Raw genomic sequence first — 15,757 nt, 5'->3', positions numbered from 1 at the left:
CGCCCCTTCATACCCCGTTGTCCGCCCCGCCGTGCTGCCGGCGCACCATCTCGTTGATCCAGACCGGCGCGTACGGCGACGTGCAACCAGGCGGCGTCGGATAGTCCCTCAGCACACCGAGCCGCTCCCCGATCCCGATCGCGCGCTCCCGGTACGCCGGGTGCTCGATCCCGATCTGCGCCAGGCAGTGGTTCATCGCCCACTGGAGGCGCTCCGGCGCGCCCGCCATCTCCGCCTCGATCACATCGAGCAGACCAGCCAGGTCCAGCCCGTCCGGGTTCCGCGCCACCCGCTCGGTGGTCAGCGCCCAGCCGGCGCTCGCCACCACCGGATCCGGATCGGCCGACCAGGCCAGGCGCAGCGGCTCGGCGTGCGGGCTCTTCTTCACCACGTAGTTCACCAGCCAGTCGTGCACCTTCGGCGTCCGCGCCTCGCGCAGCATGGCGTCCAGCTCGTCCCGCCCGTACGCCTTCGGCCGGCAGATCAGCAGCGCCAGCAGCCGGGCCGCGCTGTCGCCGGTCGCCCACAGCTCGCGGGCCAGCTCCTGCTGCGTCTTCAGCCGCTTCGCGATCACCCGCAGCTTGCCCAGGTTGACCCCGTGGTCGTCGCCGTGGCGCTCGTTGACCGCGCGGATCTTCGGGTCGTCGAGCTCGGCCAGCTCGGCTGTCACCTCGGCCACCGTCGTCGTCTCCGCCACCAGGGCCTCCCGCCGTGTCCGTGTCCCGCAGCCTACGGCCGCACCCGGCGCTCCCGCTGTTCCGGCGCCCCGCCGTCCCTTCCCTTCGCCGCCCCGCCGCCGTCGCCCACATCCCGGCACCGCACATCCGTCGCGCTGGTCGCGACGCCGGGCTGACCGAGGGGCTACGCGACGTCGGACAGGCGGCAGAGCTCTCAGCGGGCCCTATCCCTGACGCGCTCAGGGCGCGGTGGTGGTTCCTGCCATCGACGTTTGCCCGGTACCCGGGTTTGCCTATACGTACCGCTTCGCGGGTCCGGCACGTGTACCCGTCTGTCGTCTCCTACTCTGACGCCTTCGGAGGGCATCGGGGAGGCATGGGTGACGGATGTCGATTGGTCGCGAATGGGGTACGGGTCGTGGTCGGACCTTGCCGTGGTGCGGGAACGGCTCGCGGCCGGCGCTGACCCGAACGCCCTCGTAGGCGGGCGCGGGCGGCCATTGCACCACGCGGCGCAGATGGGCTCGTCCGAGGTGGTGACGGAACTGGCCCGGGTCGTGGACGACGTGGACGCCGTGGACGACGGACGCACCGCGCTCTGGCTCGCCGTACATGCTGGCAAGCCCGCCAACGCCCGCGCGCTCGTGGCCGCCGGCGCGGATCCGGAGCTGCCAATGATGGCCGGCTGGTCACCGGCGCGGCTGAGCCTGGCCGGGGCGACGCCTGCTCTGTTCGACACGAGCGTGACGCTGACGGAGGCGGAGGCCGCCACGGTCGCAGAGGCGCGCAGGCTCATCGACGCGCTGGCCGATATCGACAGCGAAGGTATGAGCCTGTGCTGCGTGGCCGGGATCGACGCTACCAAGGCGGTGCGGCGTCTGGACGCCACGGTGATCGAGGATCAGATCGTCGTCGAGGACATGTGGGACGCTGACGAGGACGAGTCGATCCGGATACTCGGGGTCACAGACGTGCCGGGCGGCTTCGTCGTCAGCCAGCCCTGGGCGTACGGCGCATCAATGCCGTTGGTCGCGCTGCTGCTGTCGGCTGACACGGTGTGTTACGGCATGTACGTCAACCCCAAGAGCGGCAACCAGGGCGCGGCCGTGCACGATGGTGTCATCACCGGCTGGGGCCTGAACCCGGGCGGCGGCTGGTCTGAGGCGAACGCCTCCACGGCCGAAGTTCTGCGCGATTTCCTGTACCGGGGCCACGCCATCGAGTACTGCTGCGCCTACGCCGCGGTGCGCCCTGCCGACGCCCGCCCATTCACCGAGCCGGACCGGTGGGTGCGGCTGCCCGCCCGCGACTGGTGGGCAGTTTCGGTGAACTAACGGGACGAAGTGAGACTGACTCGCCATTCACGGAAGCGCCCCCGGCCAGCATTCGCGCTGGTCAGGGGGAGTTTGGCTGTCCAGGTGGGCGGAGGGTGTGGGATTCGAACCCACGAAGACATCGCTGCCTTACCGGTTTTCAAGACCAGCGCCATCGGCCACTAGGCGAACCCTCCCGGCACGCCCCCGAGGGGTGCGCGACCGGAACCAGTCTGCCACGAACCCCGTACCGGGCAAGCCGCCGTCCCACCTCCCCTGCGAGAATGGGTGCGTGTGGCAGAGCCCGGCAGTAGTGCTGATCAGCGGAATCATGGCGGCCGGCAAGTCCACAGTGGCCGAGTCGCTGGCCCGGCGGCTGCCCCGCGCGGTGCACCTGCGCGGCGACGTGTTCCGCAGCATGATCGTCAGCGGGCGGGCCGACATGACAGCCGAGCCCACCGACGAGGCGCTGCGGCAGCTCCGGCTCCGTTACGACCTGGCCGCCTCGGCCGCCGACCGGTACGCGGCGGCGGGCTTCACAGTCGTACTCCAGGACGTGGTGCTCGGCGCGGAGCTGCCAGCCATGATCGGCCGCATCCGGCACCGCCCGCTCGCCGTGGTGATGCTCGCGCCCCGGCCCGAGGTGGTCGCCGCCCGCGAGCGGGACCGGCCGAAGAACGGGTACGGCGACTGGCCGGTGGCGGACCTGGACGCCGGGTTCCGGGCCGACACGCCCCGGCTCGGGCTGTGGCTGGACACCTCCGAGCAGACCCCGGAGGAGACGGTGACGGAGATCCTCGCCCGCGCGTGGACCGACGGGCAGATCGGGTAAGACTGAGGCATGCGCGCGATCACGATCACGGAACCCGGCGGACCCGAGGCGCTCGTCTGGACCCAGGTGCCGGATCCGGAGCCCGGCCCCGGTGAGGTGATCGTCGAGGTGCGCGCGAGCGCGGTGAACCGGGCCGACCTGTTGCAGCGGCAGGGGCACTACCCGCCTCCGGCGGGCGCGTCCGCGTACCCCGGTCTGGAGTGTTCGGGGACGGTGCGCGCGCTCGGTCCCGGCGTGACCGGCTGGTCGGTGGGCCAGGAGGTCTGCGCGCTGCTCGCCGGCGGCGGGTACGCCGAACAGGTGGCGGTGCCCGCCGGGCAGTTGCTGCCGGTGCCGGCCGGGGTGGACCTGGTCGACGCGGCGGCGCTGCCGGAGGTGGCCAGCACGGTCTGGTCGAACGTGGTGGACCTGGCCCGGCTGGCCGAGGGGGACACGCTGCTGGTGCACGGCGGCGGCAGCGGGATCGGCACGTTCGCGATCCAGCTCGGCGTGGCGCTCGGCGCGACGGTGGTGACGACCGCCCGTTCGGCGAAGCACGAGCGGCTGCGCGAGCTGGGCGCCGCGCACACGATCGACTACCGCGAGCAGGACTTCGTCGACGAGGTACGCCGGGTCACCGGCGGCCGGGGCGCGGACGTGATCCTCGACATCATGGGCGCGTCCTACCTGCCCCGGAACGTGGCGGCGCTGGCGACCGGCGGGCGGCTCGTGGTGATCGGCATGCAGGGCGGGCGCAAGGGCGAACTCGACCTGGGGATGCTGTTGGCGAAGCGCGCGGCGGTGCACGCGACGGCGTTGCGGTCCCGCCCGGTCGAGGAGAAGGCGGCGATCGTCCGGGGCGTACGCGAGCAGGTGTGGCCCCTGGTGGAGGCGGGCCAGGTCCGGCCGGTGGTGCACGCCCGGGTGGACATGGCCGACGCCGCCGCCGCGCACCGCCTGGTGGAGACGAACGACCACCTGGGCAAGGTGCTGTTGGTCCGGTGAGGGTCAGCCCTGGCCGGGGCGCGGGAGCATGAGGCGCGGGCCGGGGCCCTCGGCGGCGAGCGAGTCCTCCGGGTTGTAGAGCGTGCAGCGCTGCAACGACAGGCAGCCGCAGCCGATGCAGCCGTCCAGGTCGTCGCGGAGCTTGCCGAGCAGCCGGATCCGCTCGTCCAGCCGGTCCCGCCAGGCGCGGGACAGCGCGGCCCAGTCGTCCGGTGTGGGAGTGCGCCCCGACGGCAGCGAGTCCAGCGCCGCCCGGATCTCCTCCAGCGACACACCCACCTGCTGGGAGATCCGGATGAAGGCGACCCGGCGCAGCTCGGTGCGGGCGTAGCGGCGCTGGTTGCCGCCGGTGCGGGCGGCGTGGATCAGGCCGAGCCGCTCGTAGTACCGCAGCGCCGAGGGGGCGACGCCACTGCGGTCGGCGAGCTGCCCGATGGTCAGTGTTGCTTCGTGCATCACACGGCCTTGAGTTGAAGTTCGCTTCAAGTCGGAGGCTATCGGTATGACGACCACCACCGCCAGCGACCTGGGCGCGCTCCTGGACCGGGTACGCGCCGGACGCGAGTTCGGCGCCAACGTGTACTCCACGCTCGACGTGCTCCAGGTGCTCTACGACCGGGTGCTCCGGATCACCCCGGCCACAGTGGCCGACCCGGACCGGGACCGCTTCCTGCTCTCCAAGGGCCACGCGGTCGCCGGGTACTACGCGCTGCTCGCCGCCCGTGGCTTCGTACCGCCCGAGTGGCTGGACGACCAGGGCGGCCCGGCGAGCCGCCTCGGCGACCACCCCGACCGCACGCTCGTGCCGGGCGTCGAGATCGGTTCCGGTTCGCTGGGCCACGGCCTCGGGCTGGGCGTGGGCACCGCGCTCGGGCTGCGGGCCCAGGGCCGCACCGAACCCCGGGTGTACGTGCTGCTCGGCGACGCCGAACTCGACGAGGGCTCCAACCACGAGGCGATCGCGTACGCGGGCGCGACCGGGCTGGGCAACCTGACCGCGATCGTGCTGGACAACCGCTCGGCCACGTACGGCTGGCCGGGCGGCGCGGCGAGCCGGTTCACGGTGAACGGGTGGAGCGCCGCCACCGTCGACGGGCGCGACCACGACGCCCTGCACACCGCCCTCACCGGGCACGACGAGCACCGGCCGCACGTCGTCGTCGCGGTCGTCACGGACGGGGAGTGACAATGACCAGCACCATGCGGGACGCGTTCGTGACAAGCACCGAGGAGGTTCTCGCCGATCCGCGTACGACAGTCGTGCTCGCCGACATCTCCGCCGCCGCGTTCGAGCCGGCCGCCGCCCGGTACCCGGACCGGGTGGTAAACGTCGGCATCCGGGAACAGCTGATGATCGGGGTGGCCGGTGGGCTGGCGCTGACCGGGCAGCGGCCGATCGTGCACAGTTACGCCCCGTTCCTGGTCGAGCGGGCGTACGAGCAGATCAAGCTGGATCTCGACCACCAGGACGTCGGCGCGGTGCTCGTCGGCATCGGCGGCTCGTACGACCGGGCGGCGGCGGGACGCACCCACCTCGGGCCGGCGGACGTGGCGCTGCTCGACACGCTCGACGGCTGGACGGTGCACGTGCCGGGGCACCCGGACGAGGTCCGGCCGCTGCTGCGTGACGTGGTGTGCGGGCAGGACTCGGCGTACCTGCGGCTGTCCGTCCGGACCAACGCGCGGGCGTACCCGCAGGCGGGTGACCTGCGTGTGGTGCGGGACGCCGGGCCGGGCGCGCCGCTGCTGGTGGCGGTCGGTCCGGTGCTGGACGCGGCGGTGGCCGCCGTCACCGACCGGCCGGTCACAGTGGCCTACACGCACCGGCCGCGCCCGTTCGACACCGCCGGGCTGCGGGCACTCGCCGGCACCGAGGTGATCCTGGTCGAGCCGTACCTGGCCGGCACCTCGACGCGGGTGGTGTCCGAGGCGCTGGCCGACCGGCCGCACCGGCTGCTCGCGCTCGGGGTGGGCCGCGGGGACCTGCGCCGCTACGGCAGCGCCGAGGACCACGAACGCTGGCACGGCCTGGACGCCGCAGGGCTGCGCCGCTCGGTCGACGCCTTCCTCACCTGAGCGTCCCGGACACGGCGGAACCCCGCGACCTCGGCTCGTGCCGGGCTCGCGGGGTTCCGTCGTTCAGGCTCAGTGCGCGGCGGCGGGACCGGCCGGGCGGCGGCGGGCGCGCTCGCGGGCCAGGATCCAGATCGCCTCGACGCCGTCCTTCCAGGTGATCTTCTTGCCCTCCTCGCGGCCCCGCGCGCGGTAGCTGATCGGCACCTCGTAGGGGCGGATCCGGCGGCGCAGCAGCTTGCCGGTGACCTCCGCCTCCATGCCGAAGCCACGGGAGCGGACCTGGAGCGAGCGGTACAGCTCCAGCGGCATCAGCTTGAAGCAGGTCTCCAGGTCGCCGATGTAGGAGTTGTAGAGGACGTTCGCGGCGAGCGTGACGCCCTTGTTGCCCATCACGTACCAGAAGCTGTACGAGCTGTGGCTGCCGAAGGTCCGATTGCCGTAGACGACTGTCGCCCGGCCGTCGAGCACCGGCTCCAGCAGGCGCGGAATGTCCTGCGGGTCGTACTCCAGGTCGGCGTCGAGGATGACCATGTACTTACCCTCGGCGCTGTCGACAGCCGTCTTGATGGCCGCGCCCTTACCGGCGTTGCGCTGGTGGGTGATCACCCGCAGGCGGGCGTCGTCGACCCGGCCGAGGATCTCGCCGGTGCCGTCCCGGCTGCCGTCGTCCACGACGACAAGCTCGATCTCGCAGGGGTAGTCGACGGCCAATGCCTGCTTGAGGGCATCCGCGATACGTTCTTCCTCGTTGTAGACCGGCATGAGGATCGAGAGCTTCACGGAATCTCCACGGAGGCGATGGCAGGTCGGGGCATAGCGTAGCCTGGCACATTGCTCAGGTCACGACAGGCCAGGCACTCTATTCCTGGCGAAGTGGCACCACCACGAGCCGGGCCACGCTCCTGTCGCCGTCCTTCGCGCCGGCCACCCCGACCGTCGTACCGATCTTGATGTCGGTCGATCGGATCGTGGTCCGCCGCTCGACCACCCGCAGCTTCTCGCCGAACGTCCACGTCACCGTGAACCCGTCGGTGGACTTGACGGTCATCGACCTGCCGTCGATCGCTGTCACCTCGCCGCGCTGGACCGCCACCGTCTTCGTACCGCCGTCCCTGGTCCGCACCACCGCCTCGCCGTGCAGCGTGCCGCGCCGCAGCAGCACCCGGGCCCGGTGGCGCTTGTGCCCCTCCTTCGCCCGCTCGCCCTTACCGTCCGGCCCGGCCTGGGGCGTGCCCGACGGCGCCGGCGCGGCGACCGGATCCACGTCCAGTTCGCCGGCGTCGACGCCGAGCGCGGCGAGCGCCTGCCCGTCTGCCCCCAGCGCGGCGCTCACCTCGACCGCGTCGCCGGACGCCGGTCCGGACCGGGCCGCGCCGCACCCGGCGAGCCCGAGCGCCGTGGCGGCGAGCAGTGCGGCGGCGCCGGTGACGATTCGCTGACGTGTCATCTGTGGTCCTCTCCTCACGGTGGTGGACCGAGCGTCCCGCACCGACGCGAGAGGACGGTCAAGCCGATGTTCGAGCCCGGTAAGGATCCGCGGGCACCCGGACCGTGAACGCGGCCCCGCCCTCCGGGGCGTGCCCCGCGGCGATGTCCCCACCGAGCCGCCGGACCAGCCCGGCGGCGAGCGCCAGGCCGAGCCCGCTGCCCACCTTGCGCACCCCCCGGTACCGCTCGTGCAACGCACCGCGCTCGAACGCCACCATCAGGTCGTCGTCGGTGAAGCCGGGTCCGCCGTCCCGGACCTCCAGCACCCCGCCGCCCGCCGGGCCCGCCGCCCGCACCGCGAGCACCACCGGCGCCCCCGGGGGTGCGACCCGCAGCGCGTTCTCCAGCAGCCCGTCCACCACCTGCCGGATCCGGCCCGGATCGGTGTACGCCGGCACCGGCTCACCCGGTGTCTCCAGCCGGAACGGCACCCCGAGCGCGGCGCACCGGCCGGACCAGGTGCGCTCCGCGTCGGCGGCGACCCGGCTCAGGTCGACAGGGACCGGTTCCAGCGGGAAGTCGACCGCTTCCAGCCGGGCCAGCGCCAGCAGGTCGCGGACCAGCCGGTCCAGGTGCTCGGCCTCGGCGAGCACGGTACGGCCGGTCGCCGGCACCGCGTCGGCCTCGATCACCCCGTCGGCCAGCGCCTCGGCGTAGCCGCGGATGGCGGTGAGCGGCGTACGCAACTCGTGCGAGACGGAGAGCAGGAACTCGCGCTGCCGTCCCTCACTCGTGGCGAGCGCGGCGGCCAGGCCGTTCAGCGCGTACGCCAGGTCCGCCACCTCGTCGGGCGGCTCGACCGGTACCCGGACCGCCCGGTCCCCGGCACGCAGCCGGGCGGCGGCCGTGGCGGCGGTACGGATCGGCCGGGCCAGCCGGCGGGCCAGCAGCGCCCCGGCGGCCGCCCCGGCGGCGAGCCCGGCGAGCAGCGGCAGCCAGAGCCCGCGCAGCACCTGCCGCCACGGTCCGGTGCTCCGGGCCCGGGTCAGCACCACCCCGTCCCGGCCGGGCAGCGCCCGCGCCTCGACCAGCCGGCGTTCCCCGTCGACCAGCCGCCGGCCGGAGACGTTCTCGCCGCCCGCCACCCGGGTCACGAGCGCTCTGGGCAGGCCCGGCCGGTCGGCCCGGCCGTCGCGGATCACGTACACCTCGATCCGCTGCTGGCGCAGTTGCCGCACGAGCCGGTCCCCCGCGCCGTCGCGCCGGCCGGCCGGCCGCACCCGGAGCACGTCGGCGGCGAGCCGCGCCTGGGCGGCGAGCGCCTCCTGGTCCCGGCGCTCCGCGCCGCGTATCGCCAGGGGCACCGCGACGAGCGCGGTGACAAGCACCGACACCAGCGCCACCGCGCAGGTGGCGAGCACGGCGCGGGCGGTGAGCGTCCGCCCGGGGCGGCGCCGCGTCGGCTCGTTCGGTTGTTCAGGCATCGGCGGCGTACCCGACGCCCCGATGGGTGCGGATCACGCTCGCCGCGCCGAGTTTGGCCCGTACCTGCGCCACGTGCACGTCGACGGTCCGGGTGCCGCCGTGTGCCGCGTACCCCCACACGCCGGCCAGCAGTTCCTCCCGGGTGAACACCCGGCCGGGGCGGGCCATCAGGTGGGCCAGCAGGTCGAACTCGGTGGAGGTGAGCTGCACCGGCGTACCGGCGGCGGTCACCGTCCGGCGGCCCGGATCGAGCGTGACGGCACCGAGCGTGCGGGGCTGACCGGCGGGCGTGCCGGCGGTGCGGCGCAGCACCGCCCGGAGCCGGGCGAGCAGTTCACGGGGGCTGAACGGCTTTGTGACGTAGTCGTCGGCGCCCAGTTCCAGGCCGACGACACGGTCCACCTCGTCGTCGCGGGCGGTGAGGAAGATGACCGGTGTCCAGTCGCCGTCCGCGCGCAGCCTGCGGCAGATCTCGGTGCCGGCCAGGCCGGGCAGCGCGATGTCGAGCACGCAGGCCACCGGGCGCAGGCGCCGCGCGGCGGCCAGCCCGGCCTCGCCGTCACGTTCCAGGTGTACGCCGAACCCGTCCCGGGTCAGGTAGAGCCGGACCAGGTCGGCGATGGCCGGCTCGTCCTCCACCACGAGGACGAGCCCGGGCGGGGCGGCGATGGTCACCGGCCCATGATGACCGACCGGTGGCCGCCCGGCCGGTCACCGAATGTTCGGATCCGGTAAGGACGTCAGCGGGCCGGTGCCGGACGCAACACCGAGGGCCGGGTGCCCGCCGGCTGGTCGCCGATGGTCGCCACCACCCGCTCGGCCGGGGTACGCAGGCGGGTCCGGAAGGCGTGGTTGAGCAGGGCGTCGAGCTGCCACACCTGCTTCGGGTGGTGGGTACGCAGGACGAAGCGCTCGCGTACCCCGTCGATCGCGGTGGCCGCCAGCTCCACGCGGTGCGCGCGGGCATCCGGGCTCCACGTCACGTTGCTCAGCTCGCGCAGTTCGGTGTTGAGGTGCAGGCGCAGCCGGTGCAGCACCCGGGTCTGCCGGGTGACCACCAGGCGGCGGTGGGTGAGCAGCATCAGGTAGTCGCCGCCGACCGGGTCGTCCGGGCGGCTGCATCGGGTGACCAGGATGGTCGCGTCGCCGGAACCGACGCACCGGCGGAACACCGGCATGTGCCGGGTGACGGTCTGGGTCGCCAGGCCGGTGTCGGCGGCGGCCGGAAGGAACGTTCGCGAGAACACGTCCATGTGAGGTGCAACGAGCCGATGACCTGGGGTGATATGGGTCACGGCCGATTTCTGGAACTTCCACACCTGCAAGTCGCACCAGCGGTGCGACTCCGCCGCCGGTCGGATCAGAGCAGCTCGACGATCGTGGCGTTGGCCATGCCACCGCCCTCGCACATGGTCTGGAGGCCGTAGCGGATGCCGTTGTCCCGCATGTGCTGGAGCATCGTGGTCATGATCCGGGCACCGGACCCGCCGAGCGGGTGACCGAGCGCGATCGCACCGCCCCGGGGGTTGAGCCGCTCCGGGTCCGCCTCGGTCTCGGCCAGCCAGGCCAGCGGCACCGGGGCGAACGCCTCGTTCACCTCGTACACCCCGATCTCCTCGATGCCCAGCCCCGCGCGGCGCAGCGCCTTCGCGGTGGCCGGGATCGGCGCGGTGAGCATGGTGACCGGGTCGTCGGCGGCGACCACGGCGGTGTGCACCCGGGCCAGCGGGCGCAGGCCGTGCCGGCTGGCCCACTCGGCCGTGGTGACCGCGAGCGCGGCGGCGCCGTCGGAGATCTGCGACGCGGACCCGGCGGTGACCACGCCGTCGGCGCGGAACGGGGTGGGCAGCTCGCCCAGCTTCGCCAGCGAGGTGTCGCGGCGGATGCCCTCGTCGGCGGAGAACTTGCCGCCGTCGGCGAGCGCCACCGGCGCCAGCTCGGCCTCGAACGCGCCCGCGTCCTGCGCGGCTGCCGCCTTCTCGTGGCTGGCCAGCGCGAACTCGTCGAGTTGGGTACGGGACAGACGCCACCGCTGGGCGATCAGCTCGGCCCCGACGCCCTGGTTGAACGGCAGTGGCGAGTCCTCGGCGACGCCCTCGACACCGCGGTAGCGCTCCAGGATCGCCGGGCTGAACGGCATGCCACCGGCGACGCTGGAACCCATCGGCACCCGGGTCATCGACTCGACGCCACCCGCGACGACCAGGTCGGCCTGGCCGGAGAGGACCGTCGCGGCGGCGAAGTGCAGCGCCTGCTGGCTCGACCCGCACTGGCGGTCGAGCGTGGTGCCGGGGACCGACTCCGGCCAGCCGGCCGCGAGCACGGCGTTGCGGGCCACGTTCCAGGACTGCTCGCCGACCTGCGACACGCAGCCCCACACCACGTCGTCGACCTGGCCGGGATCGATGCCGGTGCGCTCGGCGAGGGCGCGCAGCACGTGCGCCGAGAGGTCGACCGGGTGCACTCCGGCGAGGCTGCCCTTGCGCCGCCCGACCGGGGTCCGTACCGCGCCGACGATGACCGCGTCACTCATGTCTACTCCCCGGTAACCTCGCTTGCCCCGATAGTACGTGCTGACCCGACCGCCGTCCTCCCCCGGCGTGCGGCCGGGACGGCTGGCATGCTGGGCGGATGGATCCACAGTCACCGCCGGCCCGGCAGTGGCGGGTGCCGCGCGAGGTGCCGGTGCTCAAGGCGCTCGGCGCGCTCGGGCTCGTCGCTCTGGGGCTGGTCTTCGCCGGCGGTGACCCGGTCCGTCCGGGGCTGGCCGGGCTGGCCGCCGCCGGTCTGCTCGGCTGGGCGCTGCGCGACGTGGTCGCTCCGGTCCGCCTCGCCGTCGACCCGGACGGGCTCACCGTGCTGCGGGGGTTCGCGGGGCGACGCCGGCTGCCGTGGGACGCGGTGGAGACGATCCGGCTGGACCGGCGCAGCCGGCGTGGGATCACCGCCGAGACGCTGGAGATCGACGCCGGGGAGTCGCTGCACCTGTTCGGCCGCCGCGACCTGGACGCGCCGCTGGACGAGGTGGCGGCGGCGCTGACCGAGGCCCGCCCGACGGCGGGCTGACGCTCAGCCGAGCAGCGCGGCGGTGCGGACGAGGGTCAGGCCGATCAGCGCGACCAGCACGATCGCGCAGCCCGCCACCTGGAAGACGGTCCGCCGCGACCGTGGCGCGTACGCGAGGACCAGCGCCACCAGCGCGCCGGCCACCAGCCCGCCGAGGTGCCCGGCTACCGAGATGCTCGGCACGGTGAACGTGAAGATCAGGTTGATCACCAGGATCGGCACGATCGCCGAGGTGTCCCGGCCGAGCCGCCGCATGATCACGAAGATGGCGGCGAACAGGCCGAACACGGCCGTCGAGGCACCGGCCGTGAACCGGTTCGGCTCGGTGAAGACGTAGGCCGCGACGTTGCCGCCCAGCCCGGCGAGCAGATAGAGCGCCAGGAAGCGCAGCGGCCCGAGCACCGCCTCAAGCGTCCGGCCGAGCACCCAGAGCGCCCACATGTTCAGCAGCAGGTGCAGCACGCCGTAGTGCAGGAACATGGCGGTGACCAGCCGGTACCACTCACCGTCGGCCACCCCGCCGACGTGCCCGTCGGGGAAGCGCGCCAGGCCGAGCACCGCCCCCCACTCGGTGAGCGGGGTCCCGCTGCCCATCAGGCCGCCCAGACCGCCGCCGGCCACCGCGGTCCCGCTGCGGGCCGAGAGGATGGACAGCAGCATCGTCAGCACGTTCAGCGCGATCAGCGCCTTCGTGACGTTGCCCTGGCGGCCGGCGGCACCGCCACCGAAGGCGGTACGCGCCGGCCGCACGCTGCGGCGTCCCTCGGCGACGCACTCCGGGCACTGGTGGCCGACGGAGGCGTCCCGCATGCACTCGGTGCAGATGGGCCGGTCGCACCGGCTGCACCGGATGTACGTCTCCCGACCGGGGTGCCGGTAGCAGACCGGAGTGGTCGGCACCGGGCCCCCGGTGGCGTCGCCTGGCTGGCCGGAGCGCTCAGTCATGCGAGCAAAGGTACAGGTGTGCCGCTCAGGACTGCTTGCGCTCGATCTCGACCCGCTCGATCACCACGTCCTGGACCGGCCGGTCGCTCGGGCCGGTCGGGGTGTTGGCGATCGAGTCGACCACCTTCGCGGACTGCTCGTCGGCCACCTGGCCGAAGATGGTGTGCCGGTTGTTCAGGTGTGGCGTGGGCGACACCGTGATGAAGAACTGCGAGCCGTTGGTGCCCGGCCCGGCGTTCGCCATGGCCAGCAGGTACGGCCGGTCGAAGCGCAGCTCGGGGTGGAACTCGTCGGCGAACTTGTAGCCCGGACCACCGCGACCGGTGCCGGTCGGGTCGCCCATCTGAATCATGAAACCGCTGATCACACGGTGCGAGACGGTGCCGTCGTAGTACGGACCGCTGCCCGGCTGGCCGGTGCGCGGATCGGTGTACTCCCGGGTGCCCTCGGCCAGCTCCACGAAGTTGCGGACGGTCTTCGGCGCGTGGTTCGGGAAGAGCTCCAGCCGGATCGGGCCGGCGTTGGTGTGCAAGGTGGCGTAGACAGCCTCGGCCACGGGTACTCCTCACTCGTAGTTCAGTTCCTTGCGGATCCTCCCATGTGCCCGATCTGGCCATGCGGAGGCATTCGAAGGTGGAGGATGACGAAGGAACAACTCCCAGGAGGTGGGACCGTGTTTGGAATCGGGCGGCGAAAGACCCAGGGCCAGCTCGCCAAGGTCGAGTTGAACCAGGGCATCGGTCACCTGCGGCAGGCCGCGACGCACGCGGCGAAGGGTGCCGGCGCCACTGTCGGCCCGCGGGTCCAGGCAGCCCGGGTCGCCGTCGCGCCGACCGCGGTCATGGTCCGGGACCGGGCGTCCAGCGGCTTCGCGTCGACCGCCGCGGCGCTCGCGCCGGTGATGCTGGCCGTGCGCAACGCCCGGGTCGAGGCCGCCGGCAAGGCGTCGAGCGGCCGCAAGGTGATGGCCGCGAAGCAGGCCTCGGTGACGAAGAAGGCGAAGAACATGAAGGCCGGAAAGAAGAAGCAGCGCAGGTCGCGGGGCATGACCGCGGGCCTGCTGGTGGCCGGCACCGTCGCCGGTCTGGCCGGCGCGATGGCCATGCGCCGCCGCCGCGAGCAGCAGGAGTGGGCCGAGTACGACCCGACCGGCACGCTCGACACGACCGGCACGCTCGGCGCGAGCGGGCGGGACAAGCTGGAGCCGATGCGGGAGGACGTGGACACGATCGTGGTGGAGACCCCGGACGCGAGCGCGAAGGTGACGCAGGCCGGCCCGACCGGTGCCGGTTCCTCGGCGGTGGCCAAGGGCAGCAGCGCGTCGACCGCCACCTCCGGCAGCCAGCCGGTGATCCACCCCAACGACCAGGTCCCCTCCGTCGCCGAGGGTGCCCGGGACGTCACCGGCCGTCCGGCCGACGACATCACCAAGGCCGTGCAGGCCGGCAAGAACGCCGCGAAGGCCGGCGGTCGCCGCTGACCTCGTACCGTCGGATCAGCGCCGGCACGCGGGACACCCCGCGTGGCCGGCGCTTCCGCGTATACGGCGGCCGGGCCGGCGCGGAGTGACGATGGCTACAGCCAGCCGTTGCGGCGGAACAGGCGGTAGAGCGTGAAGGACGCCGCGAGCATCAGCGCCCAGACGCCCGGATAGCCGTACGTCCACTTCAGCTCGGGCATGTTGTCGAAGTTCATGCCGTAGATGCCGGCGATCGCCGTCCACACCGCACCGATCGCGGCCCAGGCGGCGATCTTGCGCATGTCGTTGTTCTGGTCGACTGTGACCTGGGCAAGCCGGGCCTGGAGGATCGAGTTGAGCAGGTCGTCGTAGGAGTTCACCTGCTCGACGGTGCGGCTGAGGTGGTCCTGCACGTCCCGGAAGTAGCGCCGCACCTCCTGCGGCACCGCGCGGTTGACCTGCGAGGTCAGCGTCATCAGCGGGCGCTGCAACGGCACCACCGCCCGCTTGAACTCGACCAGTTCCCGCTTCATCTGGTAGATCCGCTGGATCCGGCCGCTGCTCTGCCGGTCGAAGACGTCGGCCTCCAGCACGTCGAGGTCGTCCTCCAGCCGGTCGGCCACCTCCAGGTAGAGGTCCACCACCCGGTCGGTGATCGCGTACGCGACCGCCCACGGGCCGTGCCCCAGCAGATCCCGCTTCGCCTCCAGGTCGGCGCGGACCGGAGCCAGCCGGCAGGCGTCACCGTGCCGCACGCTGATCACGAAGTGCGGCCCGATGAAGAGCATCACCTGACCGGTCTCCACCACCTCGGAGTTCTCGGTCAGCTCCGCGTGCTCGCAGTAGCGGGCGGTACGCAGCGCCAGGAAGGCGATCTCACCGAAGTGTTCCAGCTTCGGGCGCTGCTGGGCCTTGACCGCGTCCTCCACCGCGAGTTCGTGCAGGCCGAAGGTGGCGGCGATCTCGGTCATCTCGACGAGGTCCGGTTCGTGCAGGCCGAGCCAGACGAAGCCGTCCCGCTCCTGCCGGGCGGCGGCCAGGGCGTCGGCGTACTGAGGGCGGCCGGGGCGGCGCTCGCCGTCGACGTACAGCCCGCAGTCGACGATCCCGCTGCGCTCCGGGCCGGCCGGCTCGGTCGTACGCGGGGAGCCGTCCGCGTTGAGGATGCGGGACATCGCGCGCACCGGGGCCGACCAGGCGCGGGGGCGTAGTGGCCGGCTGCTCTCGGCGCCGGCGGTTCGGTCGCGTGCCACCCGGTCCGTCATCTCTCGCCCCCTTTCCCTGAAGCTGCGGCTTGCAGGTTACGCCGACCGGCGGGAAGCGCAGCGCGGGCGCGGGAAGGGCCGGTTGCGACCGGCCTCACGCGGCGGCGCCGGGCGGGCCGGGCCGCGTCAGGGGGGTGAGGGGCGACACGGCCCACCCGGCACCCCTTGGGGGCGGGAGTGATGCTGGGCGTGCCGCCGGGCCCGGCCGGGTCGTGCCGGCGCACGGA

At 73.2% G+C, this 15,757-nt stretch carries 18 protein-coding genes and 1 tRNA gene; 7 read left to right on the top strand and 12 right to left on the bottom strand.

What is annotated here, in order from left to right; translation table 11 throughout:
• Positions 1-7: 7 nt before the first annotated feature.
• The gene (locus tag AB0C17_RS19845; protein ID WP_357479746.1) at positions 8-697 is read right to left on the bottom strand and encodes a DNA alkylation repair protein; all 690 of its coding nucleotides are present in this window, start codon (positions 695-697) and stop codon (positions 8-10) included.
• Between the two features lie 360 nt (positions 698-1,057).
• Here AB0C17_RS19845 and AB0C17_RS19840 point away from each other — a divergent pair, with 360 nt between their 5' ends.
• Positions 1,058-2,011: an ankyrin repeat domain-containing protein gene (locus tag AB0C17_RS19840; RefSeq protein WP_357479743.1), complete on the top strand. Its 954-nt coding sequence runs from the start codon at positions 1,058-1,060 to the stop codon at positions 2,009-2,011.
• Between the two features lie 89 nt (positions 2,012-2,100).
• Here AB0C17_RS19840 and AB0C17_RS19835 read toward each other — a convergent pair.
• A tRNA-Ser gene (locus tag AB0C17_RS19835) sits at positions 2,101-2,187 on the bottom strand.
• A gap of 95 nt (positions 2,188-2,282) precedes the next feature.
• Between AB0C17_RS19835 and AB0C17_RS19830 the strand changes: the two genes are divergently transcribed.
• Both AB0C17_RS19830 and AB0C17_RS19825 read left to right on the top strand, forming a co-directional pair.
• A complete protein-coding gene (locus AB0C17_RS19830) occupies positions 2,283-2,822 on the top strand; it encodes an AAA family ATPase (RefSeq protein ID WP_357381911.1) in 540 nt (179 codons plus the stop codon).
• 9 nt (positions 2,823-2,831) lie between these two features.
• The gene (locus AB0C17_RS19825) at positions 2,832-3,806 is read left to right on the top strand and encodes an NAD(P)H-quinone oxidoreductase (RefSeq protein WP_357381913.1); all 975 of its coding nucleotides are present in this window, start codon (positions 2,832-2,834) and stop codon (positions 3,804-3,806) included.
• A gap of 3 nt (positions 3,807-3,809) precedes the next feature.
• On the opposite strand, the gene soxR is transcribed toward AB0C17_RS19825, so the two are convergent.
• Positions 3,810-4,262, bottom strand: coding sequence for a redox-sensitive transcriptional activator SoxR (gene soxR / locus AB0C17_RS19820; RefSeq protein WP_013289249.1), 453 nt, complete (start codon positions 4,260-4,262; stop codon positions 3,810-3,812).
• A 46-nt stretch (positions 4,263-4,308) separates the two neighbouring features.
• Between soxR and AB0C17_RS19815 the strand changes: the two genes are divergently transcribed.
• On the top strand, positions 4,309-4,992 hold the full coding sequence (locus AB0C17_RS19815) for a transketolase (protein ID WP_357381915.1): 684 nt from the start codon (positions 4,309-4,311) through the stop codon (positions 4,990-4,992).
• A 14-nt stretch (positions 4,993-5,006) separates the two neighbouring features.
• A complete protein-coding gene (locus AB0C17_RS19810; RefSeq protein ID WP_357382294.1) occupies positions 5,007-5,882 on the top strand; it encodes a transketolase in 876 nt (291 codons plus the stop codon).
• A 69-nt stretch (positions 5,883-5,951) separates the two neighbouring features.
• Here the strand turns inward: AB0C17_RS19810 and AB0C17_RS19805 are convergent, their stop codons facing one another.
• From AB0C17_RS19805 to AB0C17_RS19780, 6 genes are all read right to left on the bottom strand, one after another.
• On the bottom strand, positions 5,952-6,662 hold the full coding sequence (locus AB0C17_RS19805) for a glycosyltransferase family 2 protein (protein ID WP_357470808.1): 711 nt from the start codon (positions 6,660-6,662) through the stop codon (positions 5,952-5,954).
• A gap of 79 nt (positions 6,663-6,741) precedes the next feature.
• Positions 6,742-7,329 carry a hypothetical protein gene (locus AB0C17_RS19800; protein WP_357479740.1) on the bottom strand — a complete coding sequence of 196 codons (588 nt, stop codon included), beginning with the start codon at positions 7,327-7,329 and terminating at the stop codon, positions 6,742-6,744.
• Between the two features lie 58 nt (positions 7,330-7,387).
• Positions 7,388-8,794, bottom strand: coding sequence for a HAMP domain-containing sensor histidine kinase (locus AB0C17_RS19795; RefSeq protein WP_357479737.1), 1,407 nt, complete (start codon positions 8,792-8,794; stop codon positions 7,388-7,390).
• Positions 8,787-9,470: a response regulator transcription factor gene (locus AB0C17_RS19790; protein WP_357381921.1), complete on the bottom strand. Its 684-nt coding sequence runs from the start codon at positions 9,468-9,470 to the stop codon at positions 8,787-8,789. The genes AB0C17_RS19795 and AB0C17_RS19790 overlap by 8 nt, the downstream gene beginning before the upstream one ends.
• A 65-nt stretch (positions 9,471-9,535) precedes the next feature.
• On the bottom strand, positions 9,536-10,048 hold the full coding sequence (locus AB0C17_RS19785) for a hypothetical protein (protein ID WP_357381923.1): 513 nt from the start codon (positions 10,046-10,048) through the stop codon (positions 9,536-9,538).
• 107 nt (positions 10,049-10,155) lie between these two features.
• Entirely contained in the window at positions 10,156-11,328 is a 1,173-nt protein-coding gene (locus tag AB0C17_RS19780; protein ID WP_357381925.1) for an acetyl-CoA C-acyltransferase, read from the bottom strand.
• A 98-nt stretch (positions 11,329-11,426) separates the two neighbouring features.
• Here AB0C17_RS19780 and AB0C17_RS19775 point away from each other — a divergent pair, with 98 nt between their 5' ends.
• A complete protein-coding gene (locus AB0C17_RS19775) occupies positions 11,427-11,861 on the top strand; it encodes a PH domain-containing protein (RefSeq protein ID WP_357381927.1) in 435 nt (144 codons plus the stop codon).
• Positions 11,862-11,864: 3 nt separating this feature from the next.
• Here AB0C17_RS19775 and AB0C17_RS19770 read toward each other — a convergent pair whose 3' ends face one another.
• Both AB0C17_RS19770 and AB0C17_RS19765 read right to left on the bottom strand, forming a co-directional pair.
• On the bottom strand, positions 11,865-12,806 hold the full coding sequence (locus AB0C17_RS19770; RefSeq protein WP_357470793.1) for a rhomboid family intramembrane serine protease: 942 nt from the start codon (positions 12,804-12,806) through the stop codon (positions 11,865-11,867).
• A gap of 25 nt (positions 12,807-12,831) precedes the next feature.
• Complete coding sequence (locus tag AB0C17_RS19765) at positions 12,832-13,362, bottom strand: peptidylprolyl isomerase (protein WP_357381931.1); 531 nt, start codon at positions 13,360-13,362, stop codon at positions 12,832-12,834.
• A gap of 84 nt (positions 13,363-13,446) precedes the next feature.
• On the opposite strand from AB0C17_RS19765, the gene AB0C17_RS19760 reads away from it, so the two are divergent.
• Entirely contained in the window at positions 13,447-14,286 is an 840-nt protein-coding gene (locus tag AB0C17_RS19760; protein WP_357381933.1) for a hypothetical protein, read from the top strand.
• A gap of 95 nt (positions 14,287-14,381) precedes the next feature.
• Here AB0C17_RS19760 and corA read toward each other — a convergent pair whose 3' ends face one another.
• Positions 14,382-15,530, bottom strand: coding sequence for a magnesium/cobalt transporter CorA (gene corA / locus AB0C17_RS19755; RefSeq protein ID WP_357381935.1), 1,149 nt, complete (start codon positions 15,528-15,530; stop codon positions 14,382-14,384).
• Between the last annotated feature and the right edge of the window lie 227 nt (positions 15,531-15,757).

The sequence above is a fragment of the Micromonospora sp. NPDC048887 genome (assembly GCF_040649715.1).
GTDB lineage: Bacteria > Actinomycetota > Actinomycetes > Mycobacteriales > Micromonosporaceae > Micromonospora.
The sequence above is the reverse complement of the archived record's forward strand: the minus strand, read 5'-3'. Positions and strand labels throughout refer to the sequence as shown.